The 21739-nt window shown below is 34.2% G+C and carries 16 protein-coding genes; 10 read left to right on the top strand and 6 right to left on the bottom strand.

From position 1 onward, the window contains the following. The first annotated feature begins 128 nt into the window (after positions 1-128). Positions 129-2063, top strand: coding sequence for an amino acid permease (locus tag AC4FQ3_RS06200; RefSeq protein ID WP_042566589.1), 1935 nt, complete (start codon positions 129-131; stop codon positions 2061-2063). A gap of 150 nt (positions 2064-2213) precedes the next feature. Then, positions 2214-3308 carry a DUF695 domain-containing protein gene (locus tag AC4FQ3_RS06195; protein ID WP_491181264.1) on the top strand — a complete coding sequence of 365 codons (1095 nt, stop codon included), beginning with the start codon at positions 2214-2216 and terminating at the stop codon, positions 3306-3308. Between the two features lie 233 nt (positions 3309-3541). On the opposite strand, the gene AC4FQ3_RS06190 is transcribed toward AC4FQ3_RS06195, so the two are convergent. Continuing rightward, complete coding sequence (locus tag AC4FQ3_RS06190; RefSeq protein ID WP_491181263.1) at positions 3542-4759, bottom strand: aminotransferase class I/II-fold pyridoxal phosphate-dependent enzyme; 1218 nt, start codon at positions 4757-4759, stop codon at positions 3542-3544. A 433-nt stretch (positions 4760-5192) separates the two neighbouring features. Between AC4FQ3_RS06190 and AC4FQ3_RS06185 the strand changes: the two genes are divergently transcribed. The 3 genes from AC4FQ3_RS06185 to AC4FQ3_RS06175 all read left to right on the top strand — a co-directional run bounded on the left by AC4FQ3_RS06185 (position 5193) and on the right by AC4FQ3_RS06175 (position 8256). Beyond that, a complete protein-coding gene (locus AC4FQ3_RS06185; protein ID WP_042566586.1) occupies positions 5193-5648 on the top strand; it encodes an Lrp/AsnC family transcriptional regulator in 456 nt (151 codons plus the stop codon). A gap of 500 nt (positions 5649-6148) precedes the next feature. After that, complete coding sequence (gene lpdA / locus AC4FQ3_RS06180) at positions 6149-7552, top strand: dihydrolipoyl dehydrogenase (protein WP_491181262.1); 1404 nt, start codon at positions 6149-6151, stop codon at positions 7550-7552. A gap of 164 nt (positions 7553-7716) precedes the next feature. Beyond that, positions 7717-8256: a lipocalin family protein gene (locus AC4FQ3_RS06175; protein ID WP_491181261.1), complete on the top strand. Its 540-nt coding sequence runs from the start codon at positions 7717-7719 to the stop codon at positions 8254-8256. 57 nt (positions 8257-8313) lie between these two features. Here AC4FQ3_RS06175 and AC4FQ3_RS06170 read toward each other — a convergent pair whose 3' ends face one another. Together AC4FQ3_RS06170 and AC4FQ3_RS06165 are read right to left on the bottom strand one after the other, a co-directional pair. Then, the gene (locus AC4FQ3_RS06170) at positions 8314-8688 is read right to left on the bottom strand and encodes a DoxX family membrane protein (protein ID WP_491181260.1); all 375 of its coding nucleotides are present in this window, start codon (positions 8686-8688) and stop codon (positions 8314-8316) included. Positions 8689-8899: 211 nt separating this feature from the next. After that, positions 8900-9793, bottom strand: a complete 894-nt coding sequence (locus tag AC4FQ3_RS06165; RefSeq protein ID WP_491181259.1) for a DUF4349 domain-containing protein — start codon at positions 9791-9793, stop codon at positions 8900-8902. A gap of 187 nt (positions 9794-9980) precedes the next feature. On the opposite strand from AC4FQ3_RS06165, the gene AC4FQ3_RS06160 reads away from it, so the two are divergent. From AC4FQ3_RS06160 to AC4FQ3_RS06150, 3 genes are all read left to right on the top strand, one after another. Then, positions 9981-11267 (top strand): anthranilate synthase component I family protein, encoded by a 1287-nt coding sequence (locus tag AC4FQ3_RS06160; protein ID WP_491181258.1) that lies wholly within the window; start codon positions 9981-9983, stop codon positions 11265-11267. 233 nt (positions 11268-11500) lie between these two features. Continuing rightward, positions 11501-12811, top strand: a complete 1311-nt coding sequence (gene tilS / locus AC4FQ3_RS06155; RefSeq protein WP_491181257.1) for a tRNA lysidine(34) synthetase TilS — start codon at positions 11501-11503, stop codon at positions 12809-12811. After that, positions 12811-14904, top strand: a complete 2094-nt coding sequence (locus AC4FQ3_RS06150) for a protein-disulfide reductase DsbD family protein (RefSeq protein WP_491181256.1) — start codon at positions 12811-12813, stop codon at positions 14902-14904. The genes tilS and AC4FQ3_RS06150 overlap by 1 nt, the downstream gene beginning before the upstream one ends. Positions 14905-15043: 139 nt before the next feature. Here AC4FQ3_RS06150 and AC4FQ3_RS06145 read toward each other — a convergent pair whose 3' ends face one another. Continuing rightward, on the bottom strand, positions 15044-16369 hold the full coding sequence (locus tag AC4FQ3_RS06145) for an ammonium transporter (RefSeq protein WP_042566579.1): 1326 nt from the start codon (positions 16367-16369) through the stop codon (positions 15044-15046). A gap of 315 nt (positions 16370-16684) precedes the next feature. Here AC4FQ3_RS06145 and AC4FQ3_RS06140 point away from each other — a divergent pair, with 315 nt between their 5' ends. Continuing rightward, positions 16685-17656 carry a Gfo/Idh/MocA family protein gene (locus tag AC4FQ3_RS06140; RefSeq protein WP_491181255.1) on the top strand — a complete coding sequence of 324 codons (972 nt, stop codon included), beginning with the start codon at positions 16685-16687 and terminating at the stop codon, positions 17654-17656. Between the two features lie 78 nt (positions 17657-17734). After that, complete coding sequence (locus tag AC4FQ3_RS06135; protein ID WP_042566574.1) at positions 17735-19270, top strand: YifB family Mg chelatase-like AAA ATPase; 1536 nt, start codon at positions 17735-17737, stop codon at positions 19268-19270. Between the two features lie 247 nt (positions 19271-19517). Here the strand turns inward: AC4FQ3_RS06135 and AC4FQ3_RS06130 are convergent, their stop codons facing one another. Beyond that, positions 19518-19886: a nuclear transport factor 2 family protein gene (locus AC4FQ3_RS06130; RefSeq protein ID WP_491181254.1), complete on the bottom strand. Its 369-nt coding sequence runs from the start codon at positions 19884-19886 to the stop codon at positions 19518-19520. A gap of 164 nt (positions 19887-20050) precedes the next feature. Then, positions 20051-21640, bottom strand: coding sequence for a ribosomal protection-like ABC-F family protein (gene abc-f, locus AC4FQ3_RS06125; RefSeq protein ID WP_491181253.1), 1590 nt, complete (start codon positions 21638-21640; stop codon positions 20051-20053). Positions 21641-21739 lie beyond the last annotated feature (99 nt).

Here is a 21739-nt window from a genome sequence, read left to right as displayed (position 1 = left end):
GCAGCAAAAAATAATTCCCAATAAAACAAAATCGTTTTATATATTTGAAATCAGGATAATTTTTGCATTATTTGCAAAATAAAAGCATAAAGTCCGAAAGAAATTAATTTTAAACTAGAAAATACAATATGGCATTATCAGGTTTATTCCGAAAAAAGACGGTACAAGATATTCTGAAACAAGTTGCAAAAAACGAAGCAGACGGTCATAATGCGCTTGGAAAGCATTTGACGACCAGGGATTTAACTGCATTTGGAATTGCAGCAATTGTTGGTGCAGGAATTTTTAGTACGATCGGAAAAGCCAGTGCAGACGGTGGACCAGCCGTAATTTTCTTGTTTTTATTTACAGCTCTTGCATGTAGTTTTGCCGCTTTTGCTTACGCCGAATTTGCCTCGATGGTTCCCGTTTCCGGAAGTGCTTATACGTATTCGTATGTAGCTTTTGGAGAAATTATCGCCTGGATAATTGGTTGGGCTTTAATTATGGAATATGCCGTAGGAAACATAACAGTCGCCATATCGTGGAGTGATTATTTTACCGGACTGCTCCAGAGTGGCGGAATTCATCTTCCGCAATGGATTCAGATGGACTATCTAACAGCCTCAAATGGATTTAAAGATGCCACAGCTTTAATGCAGGGCGGAAAATCTTTCGAAAATTTAAGTGCTTCTTTGCAAGCCGCACATACAGCCTGGACAACAGCGCCAACAATTGGATCTTTTCATTTTGTGGCTGATTTGCCAGCTTTGTTTATCATTATTTTAATTACAGCCTTGGTTTACCGTGGAATGAAAGAATCTCGTAATGCGAGTAATGTCATGGTAGTGGTAAAACTTTGCATTGTACTTTTAGTGATTGCAGTTGGGGTGTTTTATGTAGATACAGCCAATTGGGATCCGTTTGCACCAAATGGAGTGAGCGGAGTTTTAAAAGGAGTGTCAGCCGTTTTCTTTGCTTATATTGGTTTTGATGCGATTTCGACAACTGCAGAAGAATGTAAAAATCCACAACGTGATTTACCACGCGGAATGATGTGGGCAATTATCATTTGTACAATATTATATATAGCCATTGCCTTGGTTTTAACCGGAATGGTGCGTTATAATGAATTAAATGTTGGAGATCCTCTAGCGTTTGTATTCGACAAGTTAGACCTAAAATGGATGTCTGGAATTATTGCTGTAAGTGCTGTAATTGCCATGGCGAGCGTTTTATTGGTTTTCCAAATGGGACAGCCGCGTATCTGGATGAGTATGAGCCGTGATGGTTTGTTGCCAAAGAAATTTTCTACCGTTCACCCAAAATTCAAAACACCATCTTTTGCGACAATTGTAACCGGTTTTGTGGTGGCAATTCCAGCCTTGTTTTTGAATTTGACAATGGTAACAGATTTATGCAGTATAGGGACTTTATTTGCCTTTGTATTAGTTTGCGCCGGAGTTTTGGTTTTACAAAATAAACCAGAAATTCCGAGAGGAAAATTCAAAACGCCATATGTAAATTCAAAATTTATTATGCCCGTTTTAATGATCGCAGGTTTGTATTATGCTTTTGCTTTCAATAATAAAGCTACAATGGCTTTTATCAATAATGAATCACAAACAAACGACGCAACAACAATAATTACGTCATTAGACAAAGAAGAATCTGCGAAAGTTTTCAATTATTTAGAAAGCATCGATGTTAAAAATAAAACTGCCGAAACCTCAGATTTAGAGCATTTATTAAGTCAATACCAAGACGACGAAGCAAAATATGCAGAAGTTGTAAAAGGTTTGCCAATTAATGATTCATTAAAATACGAATCAGGTTTCAGCTTATTCAAACATAAAATACCAATGTGGATTTTCCTTTTTGTTTTGGTTGGATTAGCCGTTTGGGCATTCAGAAAAAACTTGTCTTTAATTCCGCTTTTAGGATTAATCTGCTGCCTTTACATGATGGCCGAATTAAGTGTCTGGAACTGGATTTACTTCACAGTTTGGTTACTAATCGGGTTATTTATTTACTTTACTTATAGTAGAAAAAACAGTAAACTAAACTTCGTAGAGAAGTTATAAGTTTGATTTATAATTATAAATGAAAAGCCGTTCTGAGATTGATCAGAATGGCTTTTTTATTTTGTTTTTTATAAAAATATATTCTTATTTCCTATAGGCTTTTTCTTAAGTTTGCAGCTTGTAAATTTTAATTTAATTTTTTAAACAGATATGAGTTTCCTGAAAAATGTATGGGGCAAAAAAGATGCTCCAATAGAATCGTATAGTGATTTTTGGAATTGGTTTTTAAAACATGAAAAAGAGTTTTTCAAAATTGTTCAGGATGGAGACAATATACATAAAGGGTTTTTAGATAAAATTGCACCAAAATTAGGTGAAATTCATGATGGTTTTTATTTTTTGACCGGAATGTTTAATAATCAAACCGCAGAGTTGATCCTAACGCCAGACGGAGCGATTAAAAATATTTATGTGGTAGAAGAGTTAGTCGATGCGGCCCCAAAAATTGAAGGCTGGAAGTTTACGGCTCTTAAATCTGCATCAGATATTAATGATGTTGGTATAACTTATGAAAATTTTAATTTTGATAAAAGCAATTTAAAATTTTATCCTAATATTCATAACGACTATCCGGACGAAATTGATTTGACAATTGTTTACGATTATTTTGAGGAAGATAAAAAACCCGCTGTAACAAATGGTGTTTATATTTTTTTGGATAATTACTTAGGAGAATTGCACTCTGTTACTCTAATAGATAATATGAAAGTGATAGGCACAAATGATATTTCTCAAGAATTGATACCAATCGAAAAATTAAAAGATTATTTAATTTGGAGAGAAAAGGAGTTTGTCGAAAAATATGAAGGGACAAGACATAATACGGAAAATGATGGTTACGCAACTTTTGAAGGAAAAAGCCAAGAGCGTGGAGTTATTTTAGCAATAATCAATACAACGGTTTTAGAGTGGGATAAAAAAGCATCTCATCCCTGGATTTTTATTGTTGCAATTCCATTTGAAAAAACAGACGAAACAGGTTTGCCTGATGATGTGACGTATAAGTTATTAGATGAAATTGAAGAAGAAATAATGTTTAGCCTGCCTGATTCTGATGGATATCTAAATATTGGAAGAGAAACAGCAAACAATAAAAGAGAAATCTTTTTTGCTTGTAAAGAATTTAGAAAACCACCAAAAGTTGTAGACGCATTAATCAAAAAATACAGCCAGACTTTTGAAATAAGCTATGAGATTTACAAAGATAAATATTGGCAATCTTTTAGACATTTCGAACAAAATTAAAGCAAAAGCCGTTCTGATCGATTTCAGAACGGCTTTTTCATTTTGCTACAGATTAAAACGATTAATATGATTTTATTTCACGCAGATTTTGCAGATTTAAGCAGATTAAAATAGATTTTTTTTAGCGAATCGCAATAAATAAATCTGTGCAGATCTGCTTAAATCCTTTTAAATCTGCGTGAAATATCTTAGCGATTCTCTGCGAAAACTCTCGGCGCAATAATTAGTGAAAATTAGTGAAATTCGTGTTTCAAAATTCCTAATTCCACCATACATTCCTTCATCATCTCATAAGTACGCTGAATATCATTATCCAACCCAATCGAAAAACGAATCAAACCATCTGTTAATCCCATTTCGTGTTGTTCTTCCAGCGGAATTTCACTAGAAGTAGAAGTTCCCGGCGCGCTGAAAAGTGTTTTATAAAACCCTAAACTTACCGCCAAATAACCCAAGTTTCTTGCTTGCATTAATTCCATTAATTCATTGGCTTTTTCTAAAGTTCCAACATCAATCGTCATCATTCCCCCAAAACCATATTCCGGATTAATCATCGTTTTGTACAATTCATGACTCGGGTGACTTTTCAATCCCGGATAAACCGTTTTTAAACCGTCAGCTTCAAATTGATCCGCTAGAAAATGCGCGTTATGACTGTGTTGTTTAATACGAATATGCAGTGTTCGAAGATTTTTCATTACCGAAGCCGATCGCAAACTATCCATCGTAGGCCCTAAAAGCATGCTCGCGCCGGAGTTTACATTTTTCAGCGAATTAATAAAATCTTTAGAGGCGCAAGTCACACCGCCAACTGTATCGCTGCTACCGTTAATGTATTTTGTCAAGCTATGAATTACAATATCGGCACCCAATTTTGCCGGCGAAACCGATAAAGGCGAAAATGTATTATCGACAACCAATTTCAAATTATGTTTTTTTGCAATTTTAGCCAAACCAGCAATATCAGCCACTTCTAATAACGGATTACTTACCGTTTCGCAATACAAAACCTTCGTTTTTGTCGTAATTGCGGCTTCTACAACATCCAATTTTGTAATGTCAACAAAGCTCGTTTCAATGCCAAAACGAGGTGTGAAATTCTTCAAAAAAGCATAGGTTCCGCCATAAATCGTTCGGCTTGAAACAATGTGGTCACCCGCGCCGCAAAGCTGCAATAACGTAGGTGTAATCGCTCCCATTCCCGAAGCCGAAACATTTGCCGTTTCTGTACCTTCCATCGCCGCCAAAGCCTGATCCAAATACAAATTACTTGGCGAAGAATGGCGCGAATACAAATAGCAGCCTTCCATATTTCCTTCAAAAGTATCAAACATGGTTTTTGCTGATAAAAAAGTATAAGTAGAAGAATCAGAAATTGACGGATTTACTCCCCCAAATTCCCCAAAGTATTGCAAATCCTGAATTTTATCTGCTGGGTTAAAGTCTTTCATATGTTTTTTTAGTTTATTGTTTTTAGTTTGTTGTTTATTATTGAAATTGATTTTTTTGATATTGCAATTGCCATTGGAATTTATTTGTTGGAATTTTAATTTGAAGCTATTCCAGCTTTCCGTTTCAAGTCCTCATAAAAAAGGCAAAGTTTCTAATGGTCTAAAAAGAGCTTCCTCCGGTCGCTTTTTTAGCCCAAGAAACTTTTGCCTTTTTTACTCCGGGCTTTCCACTTCAATCTGGGCTAGGACACTCGTTATCAATAGAAATTCTATCCAAAATAACGTCTTAATAGAAAATTAATCAATGATGAGTGTAATAATTAGATTTTAAAACTACAGAAGTAATTTTATAAAGATTATTAATCTAAATTTGTTTAAATATTTCCAAATCAATAGATTTTCTTTCATCTGCAACGAACCATAAACTATAAATATGACCCTAGACGCCACCGATAAAAAGCTCCTTGTTTTATTACAAACAGATAGTAAAAAAACAACCAAAGAATTATCATTAAAATTGAATCTTTCAGTAACAGCAGTTTACGAAAGAATTAAAAAATTAGAACGCGAAGGAATCATCAAAAACTACGTCGCATTGGTAGATAAAACCAAAATAGATAAAGGATTTGTAGTTTTCTGTCATCTAAAACTCATTCAGCACACCAAAGAATTCCTAACCAAATTCGAAAGCGAAGTCATCAAACTCAATGAAGTTTTAGAATGCCATCACGTAAGTGGTGACTATGATTATATCTTAAAAGTATTAGTAAAAGATATGGAAGCCTACAGAGAATTTTTAGTAACCAAATTAACCTCACTACAGCATATAGGAAGTACACAAAGTATGTTTATGATTAGCGAAGTAAAGAATTCGACGGTGATTTTTTAAGGAAGGGACTAAGGTTCTAAGTTGCTGAGATTCTAAGTTTAGGAACAAAGGCTCAGAGGTACAAAGTGACAAAGTTTTTTTAATTCACTAAGATTTTTAGTCGATAAGGTTTTAGGTTTTTTATTTTGAATTGCCTCCAGCTTTAGCTGGAGATTTTAGGTTTGAGAAGGAAAAGGCTTTAGCCAAATGATAAGTTTGGCTAAAGCCTTTTTTATCCTAATTTATTTTTACATCCAGCTAAAGCTGTACGCTATTCAATTTAGTTATCGCAAAAACTTTGCGACTCTGCGACTTTGCGAGATTAAAAAGAAAAACTTAGCGATCCTTCCAAAACTCTTAGCGAACTTTACTATTAAATTAAAATTAAAAAACTTCGCGTCTTAGAGCCTTTGTGGCTAAAACCTCCACCCCAAAATTTCACACAAAAAACATTGAGATTTAAACTTTAAACAAAACTTTATTCCTTAATTTTGTATCGCTAAAAATAAAATTAACAAACTATGAGTTCATTTGACGTAGTCATTATAGGTTCAGGACCGGGCGGATATGTATCAGCAATTCGTTGCGCACAATTAGGTTTCAAAACAGCAATTGTAGAAAAGTATAATTCTCTTGGCGGAACCTGCCTTAACGTAGGTTGTATTCCTTCAAAAGCATTATTATCTTCTTCTCATCATTATGCAGAAATTGCTCATTTTGCAGATCACGGAATCGAGGTTTCTGGAGATGTAAAAATCAATTTAGAGAAAATGATTGCCCGCAAACAAGCAGTTGTAGATCAAACCGTAGGTGGAATCAACTACTTAATGGACAAAAATAAAATTACTGTTTTCACTGGTTTAGGTTCTTTCGTAGACGCAACGCACATTGCGATTGCAAAAGCTGACGGAACATCTGAAACTATCGAAGCAAAATATACTGTAATCGCTACAGGTTCAAAACCATCTTCTTTGCCTTTCATCAAAATTGATAAAGAAAGAATCATCACTTCTACTGAAGCTTTAGAATTAAAAGAAGTTCCAAAACACTTAGTAATTATTGGTGGTGGAGTTATCGGAATCGAGCTTGGACAAGTTTATTTACGTCTTGGTGCTCAGGTTTCTGTAGTGGAATTCATGGACAGAATTATTCCGGGAATGGACAGTTCTTTGTCTAAAGAATTGACTAAAGTATTGAAAAAACAAGGAATGAAATTCTACGTTTCTCACAAAGTAAAATCAGTAGAAAGAAATGGCGATGCTGTAGTTGTTCAGGCTGAAAATGCAAAAGGAGAAACAATTACTCTTGAAGGAGATTATTCACTAGTTTCTGTTGGTCGTCGTCCATATACAGACGGATTGAACGCTGACAAAGCAGGAGTTAAAATTTCAGACAGAGGACAAGTTGAAGTAAACGATCATTTACAAACTAACGTTCCAAATATCTATGCAATTGGTGACGTTGTTCGCGGTGCGATGTTAGCACACAAAGCAGAGGAAGAAGGAACTATGGTTGCTGAAATCTTAGCGGGCCAAAAACCACATATCGATTATAACTTAATTCCTGGTGTAGTTTATACATGGCCGGAAGTTGCTGCTGTTGGAAAAACGGAAGAGCAATTAAAAGCAGAAGGAATTGCATATAAATCTGGAAGTTTCCCTTTCAAAGCGTTAGGACGTGCAAGAGCAAGTGCTGACTTAGACGGATTTGTAAAAATTCTTGCTGACGAAAAAACAGATGAGGTTTTAGGAGTTCACATGATTGGAGCACGTACAGCAGATTTAATTGCTGAGGCGGTTACTGCAATGGAATTTAAAGCTTCTGCTGAAGATATTTCAAGAATGAGCCATGCGCATCCAACTTTCGCGGAAGCGGTAAAAGAAGCAGCATTGGCAGCAACAGAAAATAGAGCGATACACGTGTAATTTAACGTAAAGTCATATTTTAAACCCGTCAGAATTTAATTCTGACGGGTTTTTCATTTTATATCAAATTTTAATACCTAAAAAAATATAAACCTGAAGAAAAATTTTGTAAATTAGATGTGTAATTCTGATGTTATCTTTATAATTATAAAAAAGACAACATCATGAAAAATAGATATATAACTCCGGTTTTAATAGGAGCAGGAATTGCACTTTTACTATATTCCTGCAAATCTAAAATTCCAGAAAAAGCTGTTGCTGTCACCAATTTTGATAAAGCAAAGTATTTGGGAAAATGGTATGAAATTGCCAGATTAGATTATAAATGGGAGAAAGACTTAAACAATGTAACTGCCGAATATTCGCTCAACGAAGATGGCACTATAAAAGTTGATAATAAGGGCTATAATGTCAAAAAAGACAAATGGGAAGAAAGCATCGGGAAAGCCAAGTTCGTCAAAAAGGACAACGTTGGTATGCTTAAGGTCTCATTTTTTGGTCCTTTTTATTCTGGTTATAATGTAGTTGCAATAGATCCGGATTATAAATATGCGCTTGTTGCAGGTGAAAGCCTCAAATATATGTGGATACTTTCGCGAGAAACTTCGATACCGGAAAACATCAAATTAGATTACCTTAGAAAAGCTCAGGAAATTGGTTACGATACTTCTGAACTGGTTTGGGTAAAACACGATAGAAATTAAAAGACAAAACCCGACATTATTAAGTGCCGGGTTTTTTTATGTTTAAGTAAAATTAAATTATACTTTAAAAACACTTCTGTAATTATCCCAGTATCTGTAGATTAAAAATAAATTAGCAAGGAACAATAGTGCTGCAATTGGCAAACCTTCGGGAGCCAGAAAATAATTGATAAACAAAATGTTTACCGTTATGGGTAAGATCAAAATATTTGCTAATGTTACATAACGTCCTGTTACAAATGCAATTCCGCAAAGCAATTCAATTGATTTAGCTAAAGGCATTAGATAAGTTGAAGCCATTAAACCAACATTGAAGGCTTTAAAATTTCCTGTAGTTTCTGGTTCTGGCATTAAATGGAAAAAATAACTGATTGAAGCAAAAAGCAATAAAAGACCAATCAGGACGCGGATAATAATGGTTGCAATTTTCATAATACTAGGATTTAAGATAGGTTAAAAAATATAATTTATTTTGCTGATAACATTACAAATCGAAATTCTCTAATAAAACAAAAATCTGTTTTTCGGCCAGTTTTATTGAGAATTTTATAATCAATACAATCCTATTTTGGGATTAATTTAATCCTATATCAAATATAATGAATTTTTTCTTATTAAATTGCTGATTTATTAACAGTTTTAGTTACTTCCTGATATATTTTCTATAAAGAAAAAAACTTCCCAAACAGATTAATATAAACGGCCAAAGATTTAAGAGGAAGACAAAAATCGCTTCCAGAATATACCAGCCATTTTTAAGAGCATCAATACTCTGAATTCCTAAATTAGGTTTGTAGGCATTACTGTCTTTTTCACTTGCAGAAATTTCCTGTTTGATAGTTTCATTTTGGTAAAGCTGTAAAGTAACCGTGCTAAAATTAACCTGATCCTGTAATGATAAATTATCAATTGTTCGGTTGTCATTGGCTTCTTTTTGGTTAGCCAAAGTATTTTCGGCTTCCATAATATCATTTATTTTTTTGCCTTTGTTATCAATTGCTTTTTCAACCCTTTTTTCGTTTAAGGTGCTTCTCTTTTGCGAAAGCTGATTGGCTAATAATTTAAGCGAAACATCATCGGCCTTAATGATTCTGAAATCCAGAAAATCAATTTGTCTGGCAATACTTTTTATAACCGTATCAAGTTGCGTATTGGGTACGCGAATCGTAATATTATTTTCTACAGAATATTTAGTGGTTTCGAGTGTGCTGTCCTGACTGATTTTCGTTTTAATCTGATCGTGAATATTGCTTTGTAAATTGGTGTAAGTAACAAAACCACCAAACTTCGCTACAGCGTTTTCAATTGCATATGTAGATTTGACGACGTTTTTGACTTTGAATTTAATATTAGCCGTTCGAATAAATTTCTGTTTGCTGTCTTTCTTTTCGACTGCTGCCGATGATGAAACAGCCGTGCTGTCTGTAATTGCGTAATCTGCAGTTGCTTCGGCAGAAGCATTATCAGCTTTTTTACAGGAAAATAGTAATGCGATGATTACCAAGGTTGTCAAACCTAATTGTGCAATTGTTTTCATAAAAGTTTTTAAAGTTGATTAATAAATAAAGTTTTGAATCTCATTAATGATGATTTTCTGTTAAAAAAAAAGATTTTGTTAATGCGCGCTAATTCGGTATACTAAAAAGTGTGCCAATAATTTTTGAGTATTCTTTTATTGAAGGATTTTTTTTGTCGTAATTTTGAAGTCTAAAATTTATACTTTTTTGAGAGTTTCCATACATAAACATATTCCCAATCCAGAGCAGTTTAAGCAGCAACTTTTGGTATGGTCACAGCAATTTCGCGAAGTTATTTTTTTGGATAGCAATTCTTATCCTCAAGAATATTCAAGTTTTAATTGTATGTTGGCGGTAGATGCTTTTACATCTTTAAAAACCGATTTTCACAATGCTTTTGAAGACCTGAAACAATATCAGCAAACTACAAAAGACTGGCTTTTTGGGTATTTAACATACGATTTAAAGAATGATGTTGAAGATTTAAAATCGACAAATTTTGACGGATTGGATTTTCCGGATTTGTTTTTCTTTCAGCCCAAAAAAATATTTATACTGAAAGAAAATCAGCTTGAAATTCAGTATTTATTGCTTTGTGATGATGAAGTTGAAGAAGATTTTGAGGAAATAGTTAAAAGTGAAAAATTAGAATATAAAAGTCAGGAATCTTTAGAGATCGAACAAAGAATCAACAAAGAATTTTATATCGAAAAAGTAACAAAAATGTTGAACCACATTCACGCAGGTGATATGTATGAAGCCAATTTTTGTATGGAATATTTCGCCGAAAATGCAATTATAAATCCGTTAGATAAATTTCAGAAACTGAATGAAATCTCGCAAGCACCATTTTCTGTTTTCTTTAAAAATCATAAACAATATTTACTTTCAGCATCGCCTGAACGATATTTGAAAAAAATGGGAGATAAGTTAATTTCTCAACCTATTAAAGGAACTTCAAAACGATTTATTGATCCTATTGAAGATGAAAAATCAAAACAATTTCTGGAATCAGATGCAAAAGAACGTGCAGAAAATATCATGATTACGGATTTGGTTCGCAATGATTTATCGCATACAGCGCAAAAAGGTTCGGTTGAAGTTGTGGAGCTTTGCAAGATTTATTCGTTTTTGCAAGTTCATCAAATGATTTCGACCATAACTTCAAAATTGGATCCGCAATATTCACCAATTGATGTTTTAAAAACGACTTTTCCTATGGGAAGTATGACGGGGGCGCCAAAAATTTCGGTAATGAAAATCATCGAAAACATGGAAGAAACTAAACGAGGTTTGTATAGCGGAGCCGTTGGGTATTTTACTTCGGATGGTGATTTTGATTTTAATGTGGTTATTAGAAGTATTTTGTACAATCAGGAAAATCAATACGTTTCATTTTCAGTAGGAAGTGCCATTACATCACAATCCATTCCTGAAAAAGAATACGAAGAATGTTTGTTGAAAGCAAAGGCAATGCATGAAGTTTTACGATAAATAGGGTTTGCCACGAATTACACGAATTGGCACGAATTTTTTAATTTTTGCCAGATATTAAAGGATTAAAAATGATTAAAAAAAATCTTTTGAAATCTTCTAATCTGTGACAAAAAAATCTGCTTAATCTGCGTGAAAAAATTAGTGCTAATTCGTGCAATTCGTGGCAAAAAAAACACACGCTTAACAATTCATTTAAAAATAGATCGAATTTAATTTTTTACATTTATCAAATGTTTTCAAAATTTCAAAATCATATCGTTTCCAGGTTTCCATTTTTGGAAGGAAAAAAAATATTTCTTGCTGTAAGCGGAGGCTTAGACAGTATGGTTTTGCTGCATTTATTTCAGCAATTGTCTTACGAAATTGCGGTTTTACATTGTAATTTTCAACTTCGGGGATTAGAGAGTTTTGGCGATCAGGACTTCATTCAAAATTACTGTGATCAAAATAATATTCCAATTTTTACAACACAGTTTGACACCGAGGCTTTTGCAAAAGATTATAAACTTTCTACACAAGTTGCAGCGCGTGAATTGCGTTATAGCTGGTTTTATGAACTTTTGGAAACCGAAAACTTCGACTATATTTTTACCGCTCATCATGCCGATGATAATCTGGAAACTTTTATTATCAATTTAACGCGCGGAACGGGATTGGATGGTTTAATCGGAATTCCGGAACAGAATGATAAAATTATACGTCCGCTTTTGCCTTTTTCGAGAGAAGAAATCCTGAAATACGCCGAAGAAAATAATATCGAATGGCGGGAAGACAGCAGTAATGCATTAAATAAATACCTTCGAAATAAAATCCGTCATGTTTTGGTTCCGATTTTAAAAGAGATCAATCCGAACTTTTTGAATGCTTTTCAAAAGTCACAGTCGTATTTGCAGGAATCGAAAGAAATGGTTGAAGATGCGTCGATTATGATTTATCAGCAAGTGGCAAAAGAGGTCGGCGATGATATTCATTTTGATTTAAATCAGCTTAAAAAGTTACCCAATTACAAGTCTTATTTGTACCAATGGCTCAACGAATTTGGTTTTGTGGCTTGGAATGATATTTATGATTTGGTTGATGGTCAGTCTGGTAAACAGGTTTTTGCTGCAGAATTTAGACTGTTGAAAAACAGAAATACCTTGATTTTGAGTCCGATTTCTGAAGAAGACGAAAGAGAAGAATATCAAATCAATGAAAATGAAGAAGACGTTAATTTTCCCTTAAAATTGAAGCTTTGTCGTGTAGATGACATTACAATAGATTCAAATAAGTCTATCTTTGTGGACGCCGAAAAAATCCAGTTTCCTTTGGTTTTACGTAAATGGAATGAGGGAGATGTTTTTCATCCTTTTGGTATGAATGGACAATCTAAAAAAGTAAGCAAACTTTTTAAAGATGAGAAATTGTCGCTTATTGAAAAAGAAAAAACATGGATTTTATCTTCTGATAATCAAATTGTTTGGGTCGTAGGAATTAGGCAGGACGAACGTTTTAAAATAGAAAATACCACTAATAAAATACTTAAAATAGAATTACAATAATGAACTTTACTCAATCCTATCAAGCTTCAATATCAAAAAGTGTCTGGAATAAAACCATTGTTTTTTTGTTATTTTTCATCTTTGCTTTTGCAAATAGTAACGCTCAAATTTTAGAACCGGTAAAATGGACTTCTAAAATTGAAAAAAAAGGCAATAACGCCGTTTTAATTTTTGATGGTACTATTGAAAAAGACTGGCATATGTACTCGCAATTTACTCCGGAAGGAGGCCCGCTTGCGTTGGAGATTGTCTTTAAAAATCAAAAAGGAAACTACGAATTAATAGGCAAAGCCAAAGAAGGAAAAACCAGAACGGCTTTTAATGACGTTTTTGGAGTAAATGAAACTTTCTTTGAAGGAAAAGCACATATAGAGCAGGAAATCAAGATTATAAATCCAAATTTAAAAACAGTTGATGTTGATTTTGACTTTCAGGTTTGTAAAGAAGTTTGTATCAATTCTAATAAAAAATTCTCAATCAGCGTTCCGTCAACATTCAAAATGGATGACGTTCCTGCAATAACAGAATCAAAATTAGACGAAACAAAAGTTCCGGCTTTGGTTGTTGATACTTTATCAGCTTCGGTAGAAAAAGCTAAAAAAGAAACAGTTAAAACAGAAGTTGCTGCAACTTCAAAAGAAGAAATTCCTGCACCGGCATCTTCAAGAAGTTTGTGGTCAATCTTTTTTATTGCTTTTATTTCAGGGTTTGCGGCATTGTTAACGCCTTGTGTGTTTCCAATGATTCCAATGACAGTAAGTTTCTTTACAAAACAAAGTAAAAGCAGGGCGAAAGGTATTAGAAATGCGATTATTTACGGACTTTCGATTATTGCTATTTATGTAATATTAGGCTTAATTGTTACTAAAGTATTTGGTGCAGATGCCTTAAATGCTTTGTCTACAGATGTTTGGTTTAATTTGATATTCTTCGTGTTATTGATTGTTTTTGCGGTTTCATTTTTGGGAGCTTTCGAAATTATGCTGCCAAATTCCTGGGCAAACAAAGCAGATCAGCAAGCAGACAGAGGCGGAATTGTTGGAATATTATTTATGGCTTTGGCTCTTGCAATTGTTTCCTTTTCATGTACAGGACCAATTGTAGGAACATTATTGGTTGAAGCAGCTTCAAACGGAGGAATTGCGCCTGTTATTGGAATGTTAGGATTTTCATCTGCAATGGCTTTGCCGTTTATGTTGTTTGCGATGTTCCCGGGTTGGTTAAATACATTACCAAAATCGGGCGGATGGCTGAATACCGTTAAAGTAGTTTTAGGATTTTTAGAATTGGCTTTAGCATTCAAATTTTTATCAAATGCAGATTTGGTGCTGCAATTGCATTTACTAGAAAGAGAAGTTTTCTTAGCGATCTGGATTGCCATTTTTGGAACTTTGGCTTTTTATCTTTTCGGAAAAATTACATTGCCACACGATAGTCCTACGAATCATATTTCTGTAGGAAGATTATCTTTCGGATTAATTGTATTGACTTTTACAATTTATTTAATTCCGGGACTTTGGGGAGCACCTTTGAAATTGATAAGCGCTTTTCCACCGCCTCAGACATATAGTGAAAGTCCGCTTGGATTTGGAGGTTCTGGAGGAGGAGGAAACGGTGTTGTTTCTGAAAAAGGATTACCAGAAGGAGCAGAGTTAGGCCCACACGGAATTATGGTTTTTCATGATTACGAAGATGGTGTAGCTTTTGCAAAATCAATCAATAAACCAATCATGCTTGATTTTACAGGATATGCCTGTGTAAATTGCAGAAAGATGGAAAATAATGTTTGGTCTGACGAAAGAATTTTACCCATCTTAAAAAATGATGTTGTACTGATTTCTCTTTATGTTGATGATAAACGCGAATTGCCAAAAGAAGAACAATTTGTAACAGCTGCAGGAGATAAAATCATAACAGTTGGCGATAAATGGACCGATTTTATGATCTCTAAATACAAAACAAATACACAGCCTTTATACATTATAACTGACTTGGAAGGAAAAAATCTAAACGATACAAAACCAACAATTAGTTATGTGAGTACCGAAGAATATTTGGTTTGGCTGAAACAAGGGATTTCTAATTTTAAATAAAGAATAAAGAGAATAGAGTAAAGAGAATAGATGAAAGACTTCTATTTTAATCTAAAATCTAAAATAAATCAAAAAAGCGCTCTGAATAAGAGCGCTTTTTTTTTGGTTAGTTTTGTTTTTTGGTTTTGGAAATTGATTTTTATAAATATTCTCCGTGTTGAGAAATGTCTAATCCTAATTCTTCTTTTTCTTCAGTAACTCTTAGAGGAGTAATTTTATTTACAACGAAGAATAAAATGTATGAACCTACGAAAGCAAATACAGAAACAAGTACCAATGCTTTTAATTGTGTTAAGAATAATGTAGCATCACCAAAGATTAAACCTTGATTGTCACCAACAACTGAATTTACTGTGTTAGAAGCAAATACTCCAGTTAATAACATTCCTACCATTCCTCCAACACCGTGACAAGCAAAAACGTCAAGAGCATCGTCAATTTTTCCTTTAGGGAATTTGCTCACTACAAGGTTACTAATTACAGCGGCAATGATACCAATAGCTAAAGCATGAGGAATGCTTACGAAACCTGCAGCAGGCGTGATGGCAACTAAACCAACTACAGCACCAATACAAGCACCCATAGCAGATAATTTGTGACCTAATATTTTATCAAGGAAAACCCATGCCATAGCAGCAGAAGCAGCAGCAATTGTAGTAGTTCCTAAAGCTTGAGCAGCAAGACTTCCGGCTCCAACAGCAGAACCTGCATTAAATCCAAACCATCCAAACCATAATAAACCTGTACCTAATAATACATAAGTAATTCTGGCAGGGTTTACTTTTTGAACTTTACGTTTTCCTAAAAAGATTGCTCCGGCCAAAGCAGCCCAACCAGCACTCATGTGTACTACGGTACCACCAGCGAAGTCAAGAACTCCCCATCCAAAAAACAATCCGTCAGGATGCCAAGTCATGTGACATAATGGAGCGTATATAAATATGATAAATAAAACCATGAACAATAAGTAAGCCCAGAAACGTACACGTTCTGCAAAAGCTCCAGTTATTAATGCAGGAGTGATAATAGCAAATTTTGCCTGAAATAAAGCGAAAAGTATCATCGGAATTGTTGGTGCCAACTCCCAGGCGGTATTCGCGCTTACTCCCTGAAAAAATATATTTGACGAAGGATTTCCGATGAAACCACCAATTGATGGTCCAAAACACAATCCGAATCCAATTACTATCCAAAGTACAGTAACAATTACCATTGCCATGAAACTTTGAAGCATAGTACTGATTACGTTTTTCTTTCCTACCATTCCTCCGTAGAAAAATCCTAATCCCGGAGTCATTAATAATACAAACGCAGTTGCAACAACCATCCATGCAGTATCACCTGTATCAAGTTTTAGTTCAACAACGTGAGCGCCTAATGTTTTTGATTCAGTAACAAATGAGATAGAAAAAATAGATAGTAATAAAATCGTGATAAGAATCACGCTTAAAATAATTTTTCGCATAGTTATTTAGTTTTAAATTTTTGATAAAAATATAAAATCAATCAACACCCCTATAAAAAATAGAGTGTAATGTTTAATTTTTGTTAATATTTCATTTTAACCCCCTCAGTTTTGAATGTATTTGTTAAAATGGACTTAAAATTTACAATTTGGCAACATTTTTTTAGCCTCATTTGAGAATTTACATACTTTTCCTGTTTTTTTATTGATTTTTTATGATTGAAACACATCGATTATTGCCGAAAATCGTCTTATTTTTTATGTTGATGACGTATATTTGATCTTTTTAACATTTTTTATAATTAAAACTTAAGAATGGAAATTCAGAAAATTAAATGGGGAATTATAGGTTTGGGAAACATTGCAAATCAGTTTGCTACAGATTTACAATTGCTTGATGATGCCGAAATAGTTGCCGTAGCTTCCCGAAATAAGGACAATGCAAATGCATTTGCGCAAAAATACAACTGCCCAAAAGCCTACGATTCTTACGATGCTCTTTTTGCAGATAAAAATGTAGACATTATATATATCGCTACTCCGCATAATTCTCATGCAGAACTTTCTATTAAAGCCTTAGAAAACGGAAAACATGTTTTATGCGAAAAGCCAATGGCACTTTCATATAATGATGCTGTTCGAATGACTGAAGCTTCAAAAAAACACAATAAATTTTTTATGGAAGCTTTCTGGACACGATTTATTCCGTCGGTTCAGGATGCTTTGGCAAAAGTGAAAAACGGAGAAATTGGAGAGGTAAAATACCTTAAAGCCGATTTTAATTTTATTGGAAATGAAACACCTGGAAGCCGATTATTTGATAAACAAAGTGGAGGAGGAGCTCTTTTTGATGTTGGCGTCTATCCTTTATTTCTCTCCTATATAATGTGTGGAATTCCAAAAACTACATGTGCAAAATCTATTATTCACGAAAACGGAATTGATTTACAGACATCCATAATTTTAGAATTTGAAAACGGACAAGCCATTTTGCATACTTCAATAGTGTCAGAATCTGATATGAAAGCTGTAATTGGGGGAACAAAAGGGCGAATAGAACTCAACGCTCCGTGGTTTATGGCAGATGGTTATGCTATTATTAAAGAAGAAAAAGAAACCGCTTTTAGTTTTCCAACTTTAGGAAAAGGATATTCACATGAAGCAATAGAATGTCATAACTGCATTAGAAACAATCAGATAGAAAGTAAACTTTGGTCACATCAAAATAGTCTGGATTTGAGTAAGATTGTGGAAGGAATTAAAAATCAAGTTGGATTAGAATTTTAGTCTTTATATTTTGTAGTAAAAAAGCTATATTTTAAATATTTTTAACTAGTTTTAAAAATATTTAATGAAAGAAATATTATGTTGATTAAAGTTTACGGAAGCGCCGTTTTTGGAGTAGAAGCCACAACCATTACTGTGGAAGTTCATATGGATAAAGGTATTGGTTATCATTTAGTTGGATTACCGGACAACGCCATAAAAGAAAGTAGTTTTAGAATTGCAGCTGCTCTTAAAAATAACGGATTAAGCCTTCCGGGAAAAAAAATAACGATAAATATGGCGCCCGCCGACTTGCGAAAAGAAGGTTCAGCGTATGATTTGCCATTAGCCATTGGAATTTTGGTGGGATCAGATCAGATAAAAGCACCCGAAGTCGAGCAATATGTTATCATGGGAGAGCTTTCATTAGACGGAAGTTTACAATCTATAACCGGTGCTTTGCCCATTGCCATAAAAGCCAAAGAAGAAGGTTTTAAAGGATTTTTTCTGCCAAAGCAAAATGTAAAAGAAGCCGCAATTGTTGCCGGTCTAGATGTTTACGGTGTCGAAAACTTACAAGAAGTAATTGATTTTTTTGAAGGAAGAGGAACGCTTGAACCAACCGTAATAGATACCAGAACGGAATTTTATAAAACATTAGATTTTCCTGAATTTGATTTTTCTGATGTTCGCGGCCAGGAAAGCATAAAACGCTGTATGGAAATTGCGGCTTCCGGAGGGCATAACATTATTTTGATTGGTCCGCCCGGAGCCGGGAAAACAATGCTGGCCAAAAGATTACCGAGTATTTTACCGCCAATGACGTTGCGTGAAGCCTTAGAAACTACTAAAATTCATAGTGTTGCCGGAAAATTAAAAGAAGTAGGTTTAATGAATCAAAGACCATTTCGTAGTCCGCATCATACTATTTCGAATGTGGCTTTGGTAGGAGGAGGGAGTTATCCGCAGCCTGGCGAAATTTCGATGGCGCACAATGGTGTTTTGTTTTTGGATGAATTGCCGGAGTTTAAACGAGATGTTCTCGAAGTAATGCGTCAGCCGTTGGAAGATCGTGAAGTAACGATTTCGAGAGCAAAATTTACCGTAACCTATCCGTCATCGTTTATGTTGGTGGCGAGTATGAACCCGAGTCCGAGTGGATTTTTTAATGATCCGAGTATGCCAAATACTTCTTCGCCACACGAAATGCAGCGTTATATGAGCAAAATTTCGGGTCCCTTATTAGACCGAATCGATATTCACATAGAAGTAACGCCTGTACCTTTCGAAAAATTATCTGACGACAGAAAAGCAGAAAGCAGTGTCGAAATCAGAAAACGTGTAACAGCCGCTCGCGAACTTCAATCACTTCGTTTCGAAGCGTTTCCAAACATTCATTACAATGCGCAAATGAATACCAAACAAATCAGGGAATTTTGCGCTCTCGACGAACAATCAAAACAATTATTAAAAACAGCAATGGAAAGATTAAATCTATCCGCAAGAGCGTATGACAGAATCCTGAAAGTTGCCAGAACAATCGCAGATCTTGATGCTTCGCCACAAATTATTCCGGGACATATTGCAGAAGCGATTCAATACAGAAGTTTAGACCGTGATGGATGGCTTGGATGATTTTAGATTTTAGATTGTTGATTTTAGGTTGTTGATTTTAGATTTTTTTTCGACCGTTTTGTCAGACTAAGCGTCCCGAGGCTTCGGGAGAAGTCCCGCAAAGTTTTTTTACGCAGATTTAATTAAAAGAATTTTTCACGCAGATTTTACAGATTAGAGCAGATTTAATTTAAAAAAATCTGCTTAAATCTTTTTAAATCTGCGTGAAACATACTTTCGCGACTTCGAGATTAATACTTCAGCTCTTTTACTCAAACTTCAAACTAGAATTCTTCGACATCAAATACGAAGTTAGTTTTTTGATTTTGCCATTTTCCATTTCAAAAACATCACAAAAAACAGCGTCCAGAAGACCTCCGTTTTTCATACTTCCCTGAACAGAACCTTCTGCAATGACAACATTGTTTTCTTCAATCAGTTTTACAATGTGAATAATGGGGCTTCCAACAAAATTTTCATTTTCAATTTCCTTATCAAAAGCTTTTTTACCAACATGCTGATAAATTCCGGGCATTTCCCAAACAATATCATCGCTAAGGCAAGCCAGAATTCTTTCATGATCGCTCACTCTAAAAGCGGCCATATATTCGTTTACGATTTCTTTATTTTGTGTCATGATTATTAGTTTTAGGTTGATTGTTTTAAACAAATTTAAAAAATTAACCCACTGTGAGCGCAATTAATTTTACACATAGAAACATAGCTTTATATAATGTGGAAAGTCGATATAAAAAGATAAGATGACGATTCCTGAAATTTTTAATTTTTAATTCTCAATTTTTAATTAAGTTCAATTGTATTCTGAATATCAATTTGTTCCAAAAAATATTCGTCATGCGAAACAACGATCAAAGTTCCCTGATATTCATTAATCGCCTGAGTCAGAATTTCGATATTCTGAATATCTAAATTATTCGTTGGTTCATCCAAAATAATAATATCCGGTGCCTGATTACTTATGGTTAAACAACAAAGCATCAAACGCATTTTTTCACCGCCACTCAAAGCACTACATGATTTTTCTAAATCATTTTGCGAAAACAAAAACCGATTCAAACGCATTCGTATATCATGTTCCTGTAAACCAGAATTATTGAATTTTTCTGCCTGTTCATAAATTGTAAGCTGATTATCAATCAAAGAATAATCCTGATCGATATAAACTATTGTCGATTCTGCTTTGTAAACAGTGCCTTGTTTAGGAGTTAATTTTTCGGTAATAATTTTAATCAAAGTTGTTTTTCCTGAACCGTTTTTTCCTTTCAAAGCAATACGATCGCCACTTAAAATTTGAAAGTTTAAATTCTCTTTCCAAAGCAATTCATTATTGTAGCTGTAATTAATATCAGTAGCCGTAAAAAGTATTTTTCCTTTATGAAGTTTCGCATTATCAAAACCAAATTTCATTTTATCAATTTCGGGCAAACCCGAACGCAATTCTTGTAATTCTCCAGAAATTCCGCCAATTTTTTCGGCATGAATACTTTTTGTTTTTGAGGTACTGTTTTCGGCATTATTGCGTAAAGTATTCATCATAATTCTGGAAACTCCGGCTTTTTCCTGTTTCTTTTTTCCGCGTGAATCTAGTTTTTGCTGGCGTTCAAGTGTTTCGCGTTCCTTTTCTTTGGCTTTACGTAAAGCCTTTTCTTTACTGTGAATATCCTGATTTAGAGCATTGTTTTCTATTTGTTTTTGCTCTGCATAAAAGTCATAATTACCGCCATAAACCGAAATTCCGTGTTTAGTTAATTCGTACACCGTGTTTAAAAGATTCAATAATTTCCTGTCGTGACTTACAATCAATAAAGTAGCCAAAGAGTTTTGAATGAAACGGTACAATAATGTTCGCGCTTCAAAATCGAGATGATTACTTGGTTCATCGAGTAAAATAAGTTCGGGCTGATGAATCGAAATTCCGGCGAGGAAAATCTTTGTTTTTTGCCCGCCGCTCAGTGTTTCCAATTTTTGAGATAAATCTAAATCCTGCAATTGCCAATATTGCAAAGCTTCATTGCAGCGATCTTCAATAGTCCAGTCGTCGTTTAGGATTTCCAGATTTTCTTCGGTTACATTTCCGTTAAGAATTTCTTTTAGAGCATTGAGTTTATCATCAATTTGCAAAGCTTCGGCAATGGTGAGGTGATTGAATTGACCAAAAACCTGAGGTACATAATAGGGTTTTGCATCTGCTTTAAGCAAACCTTCAGAAGGCTGTAATTCGCCTGCAATAATTTTTAATAAAGTTGATTTTCCAACACCATTGTTGCCAATCAAAGCGATTTTTTCCTGCTTATTGGCAGTAAAAGTAATTTTGTCGAATAGCAAATCTCTATTCGTATGTAAATATGAAATGTTTTGTAAAATAAGCATAATTTCTTTCTTTAGGGAATAAACAAAATGAGCAAACTGCTAGCAGATTGCTTTTATAATTGTCTGAAAGAAATTGTATTTCACATAGAATGTTGTAGT

The sequence above is a fragment of the Flavobacterium sp. AK-345 genome, assembly GCF_058310175.1.
This window is presented reverse-complemented; position numbering and strand designations above follow the sequence as displayed.

Excerpts from the sequence above, each read along its gene's own strand:
- AC4FQ3_RS06195 (WP_491181264.1), top strand. The coding sequence starts at position 2,214 with ATGAGTTTCCTGAAAAATGTATGGGGCAAAAAAGATGCTCCAATAGAA.
- AC4FQ3_RS06200 (WP_042566589.1), top strand. The coding sequence starts at position 129 with ATGGCATTATCAGGTTTATTCCGAAAAAAGACGGTACAAGATATTCTG.
- AC4FQ3_RS06150 (WP_491181256.1), top strand. The coding sequence starts at position 12,811 with ATGAACTTTACTCAATCCTATCAAGCTTCAATATCAAAAAGTGTCTGG.
- tilS (WP_491181257.1), top strand. The coding sequence starts at position 11,501 with ATGTTTTCAAAATTTCAAAATCATATCGTTTCCAGGTTTCCATTTTTG.
- AC4FQ3_RS06135 (WP_042566574.1), top strand. The coding sequence starts at position 17,735 with ATGTTGATTAAAGTTTACGGAAGCGCCGTTTTTGGAGTAGAAGCCACA.
- AC4FQ3_RS06165 (WP_491181259.1), bottom strand. The coding sequence starts at position 9,793 with ATGAAAACAATTGCACAATTAGGTTTGACAACCTTGGTAATCATCGCA.
- AC4FQ3_RS06190 (WP_491181263.1), bottom strand. The coding sequence starts at position 4,759 with ATGAAAGACTTTAACCCAGCAGATAAAATTCAGGATTTGCAATACTTT.
- AC4FQ3_RS06185 (WP_042566586.1), top strand. The coding sequence starts at position 5,193 with ATGACCCTAGACGCCACCGATAAAAAGCTCCTTGTTTTATTACAAACA.
- abc-f (WP_491181253.1), bottom strand. The coding sequence starts at position 21,640 with ATGCTTATTTTACAAAACATTTCATATTTACATACGAATAGAGATTTG.
- AC4FQ3_RS06130 (WP_491181254.1), bottom strand. The coding sequence starts at position 19,886 with ATGACACAAAATAAAGAAATCGTAAACGAATATATGGCCGCTTTTAGA.
- lpdA (WP_491181262.1), top strand. The coding sequence starts at position 6,149 with ATGAGTTCATTTGACGTAGTCATTATAGGTTCAGGACCGGGCGGATAT.
- AC4FQ3_RS06175 (WP_491181261.1), top strand. The coding sequence starts at position 7,717 with ATGAAAAATAGATATATAACTCCGGTTTTAATAGGAGCAGGAATTGCA.
- AC4FQ3_RS06170 (WP_491181260.1), bottom strand. The coding sequence starts at position 8,688 with ATGAAAATTGCAACCATTATTATCCGCGTCCTGATTGGTCTTTTATTG.
- AC4FQ3_RS06140 (WP_491181255.1), top strand. The coding sequence starts at position 16,685 with ATGGAAATTCAGAAAATTAAATGGGGAATTATAGGTTTGGGAAACATT.
- AC4FQ3_RS06145 (WP_042566579.1), bottom strand. The coding sequence starts at position 16,369 with ATGCGAAAAATTATTTTAAGCGTGATTCTTATCACGATTTTATTACTA.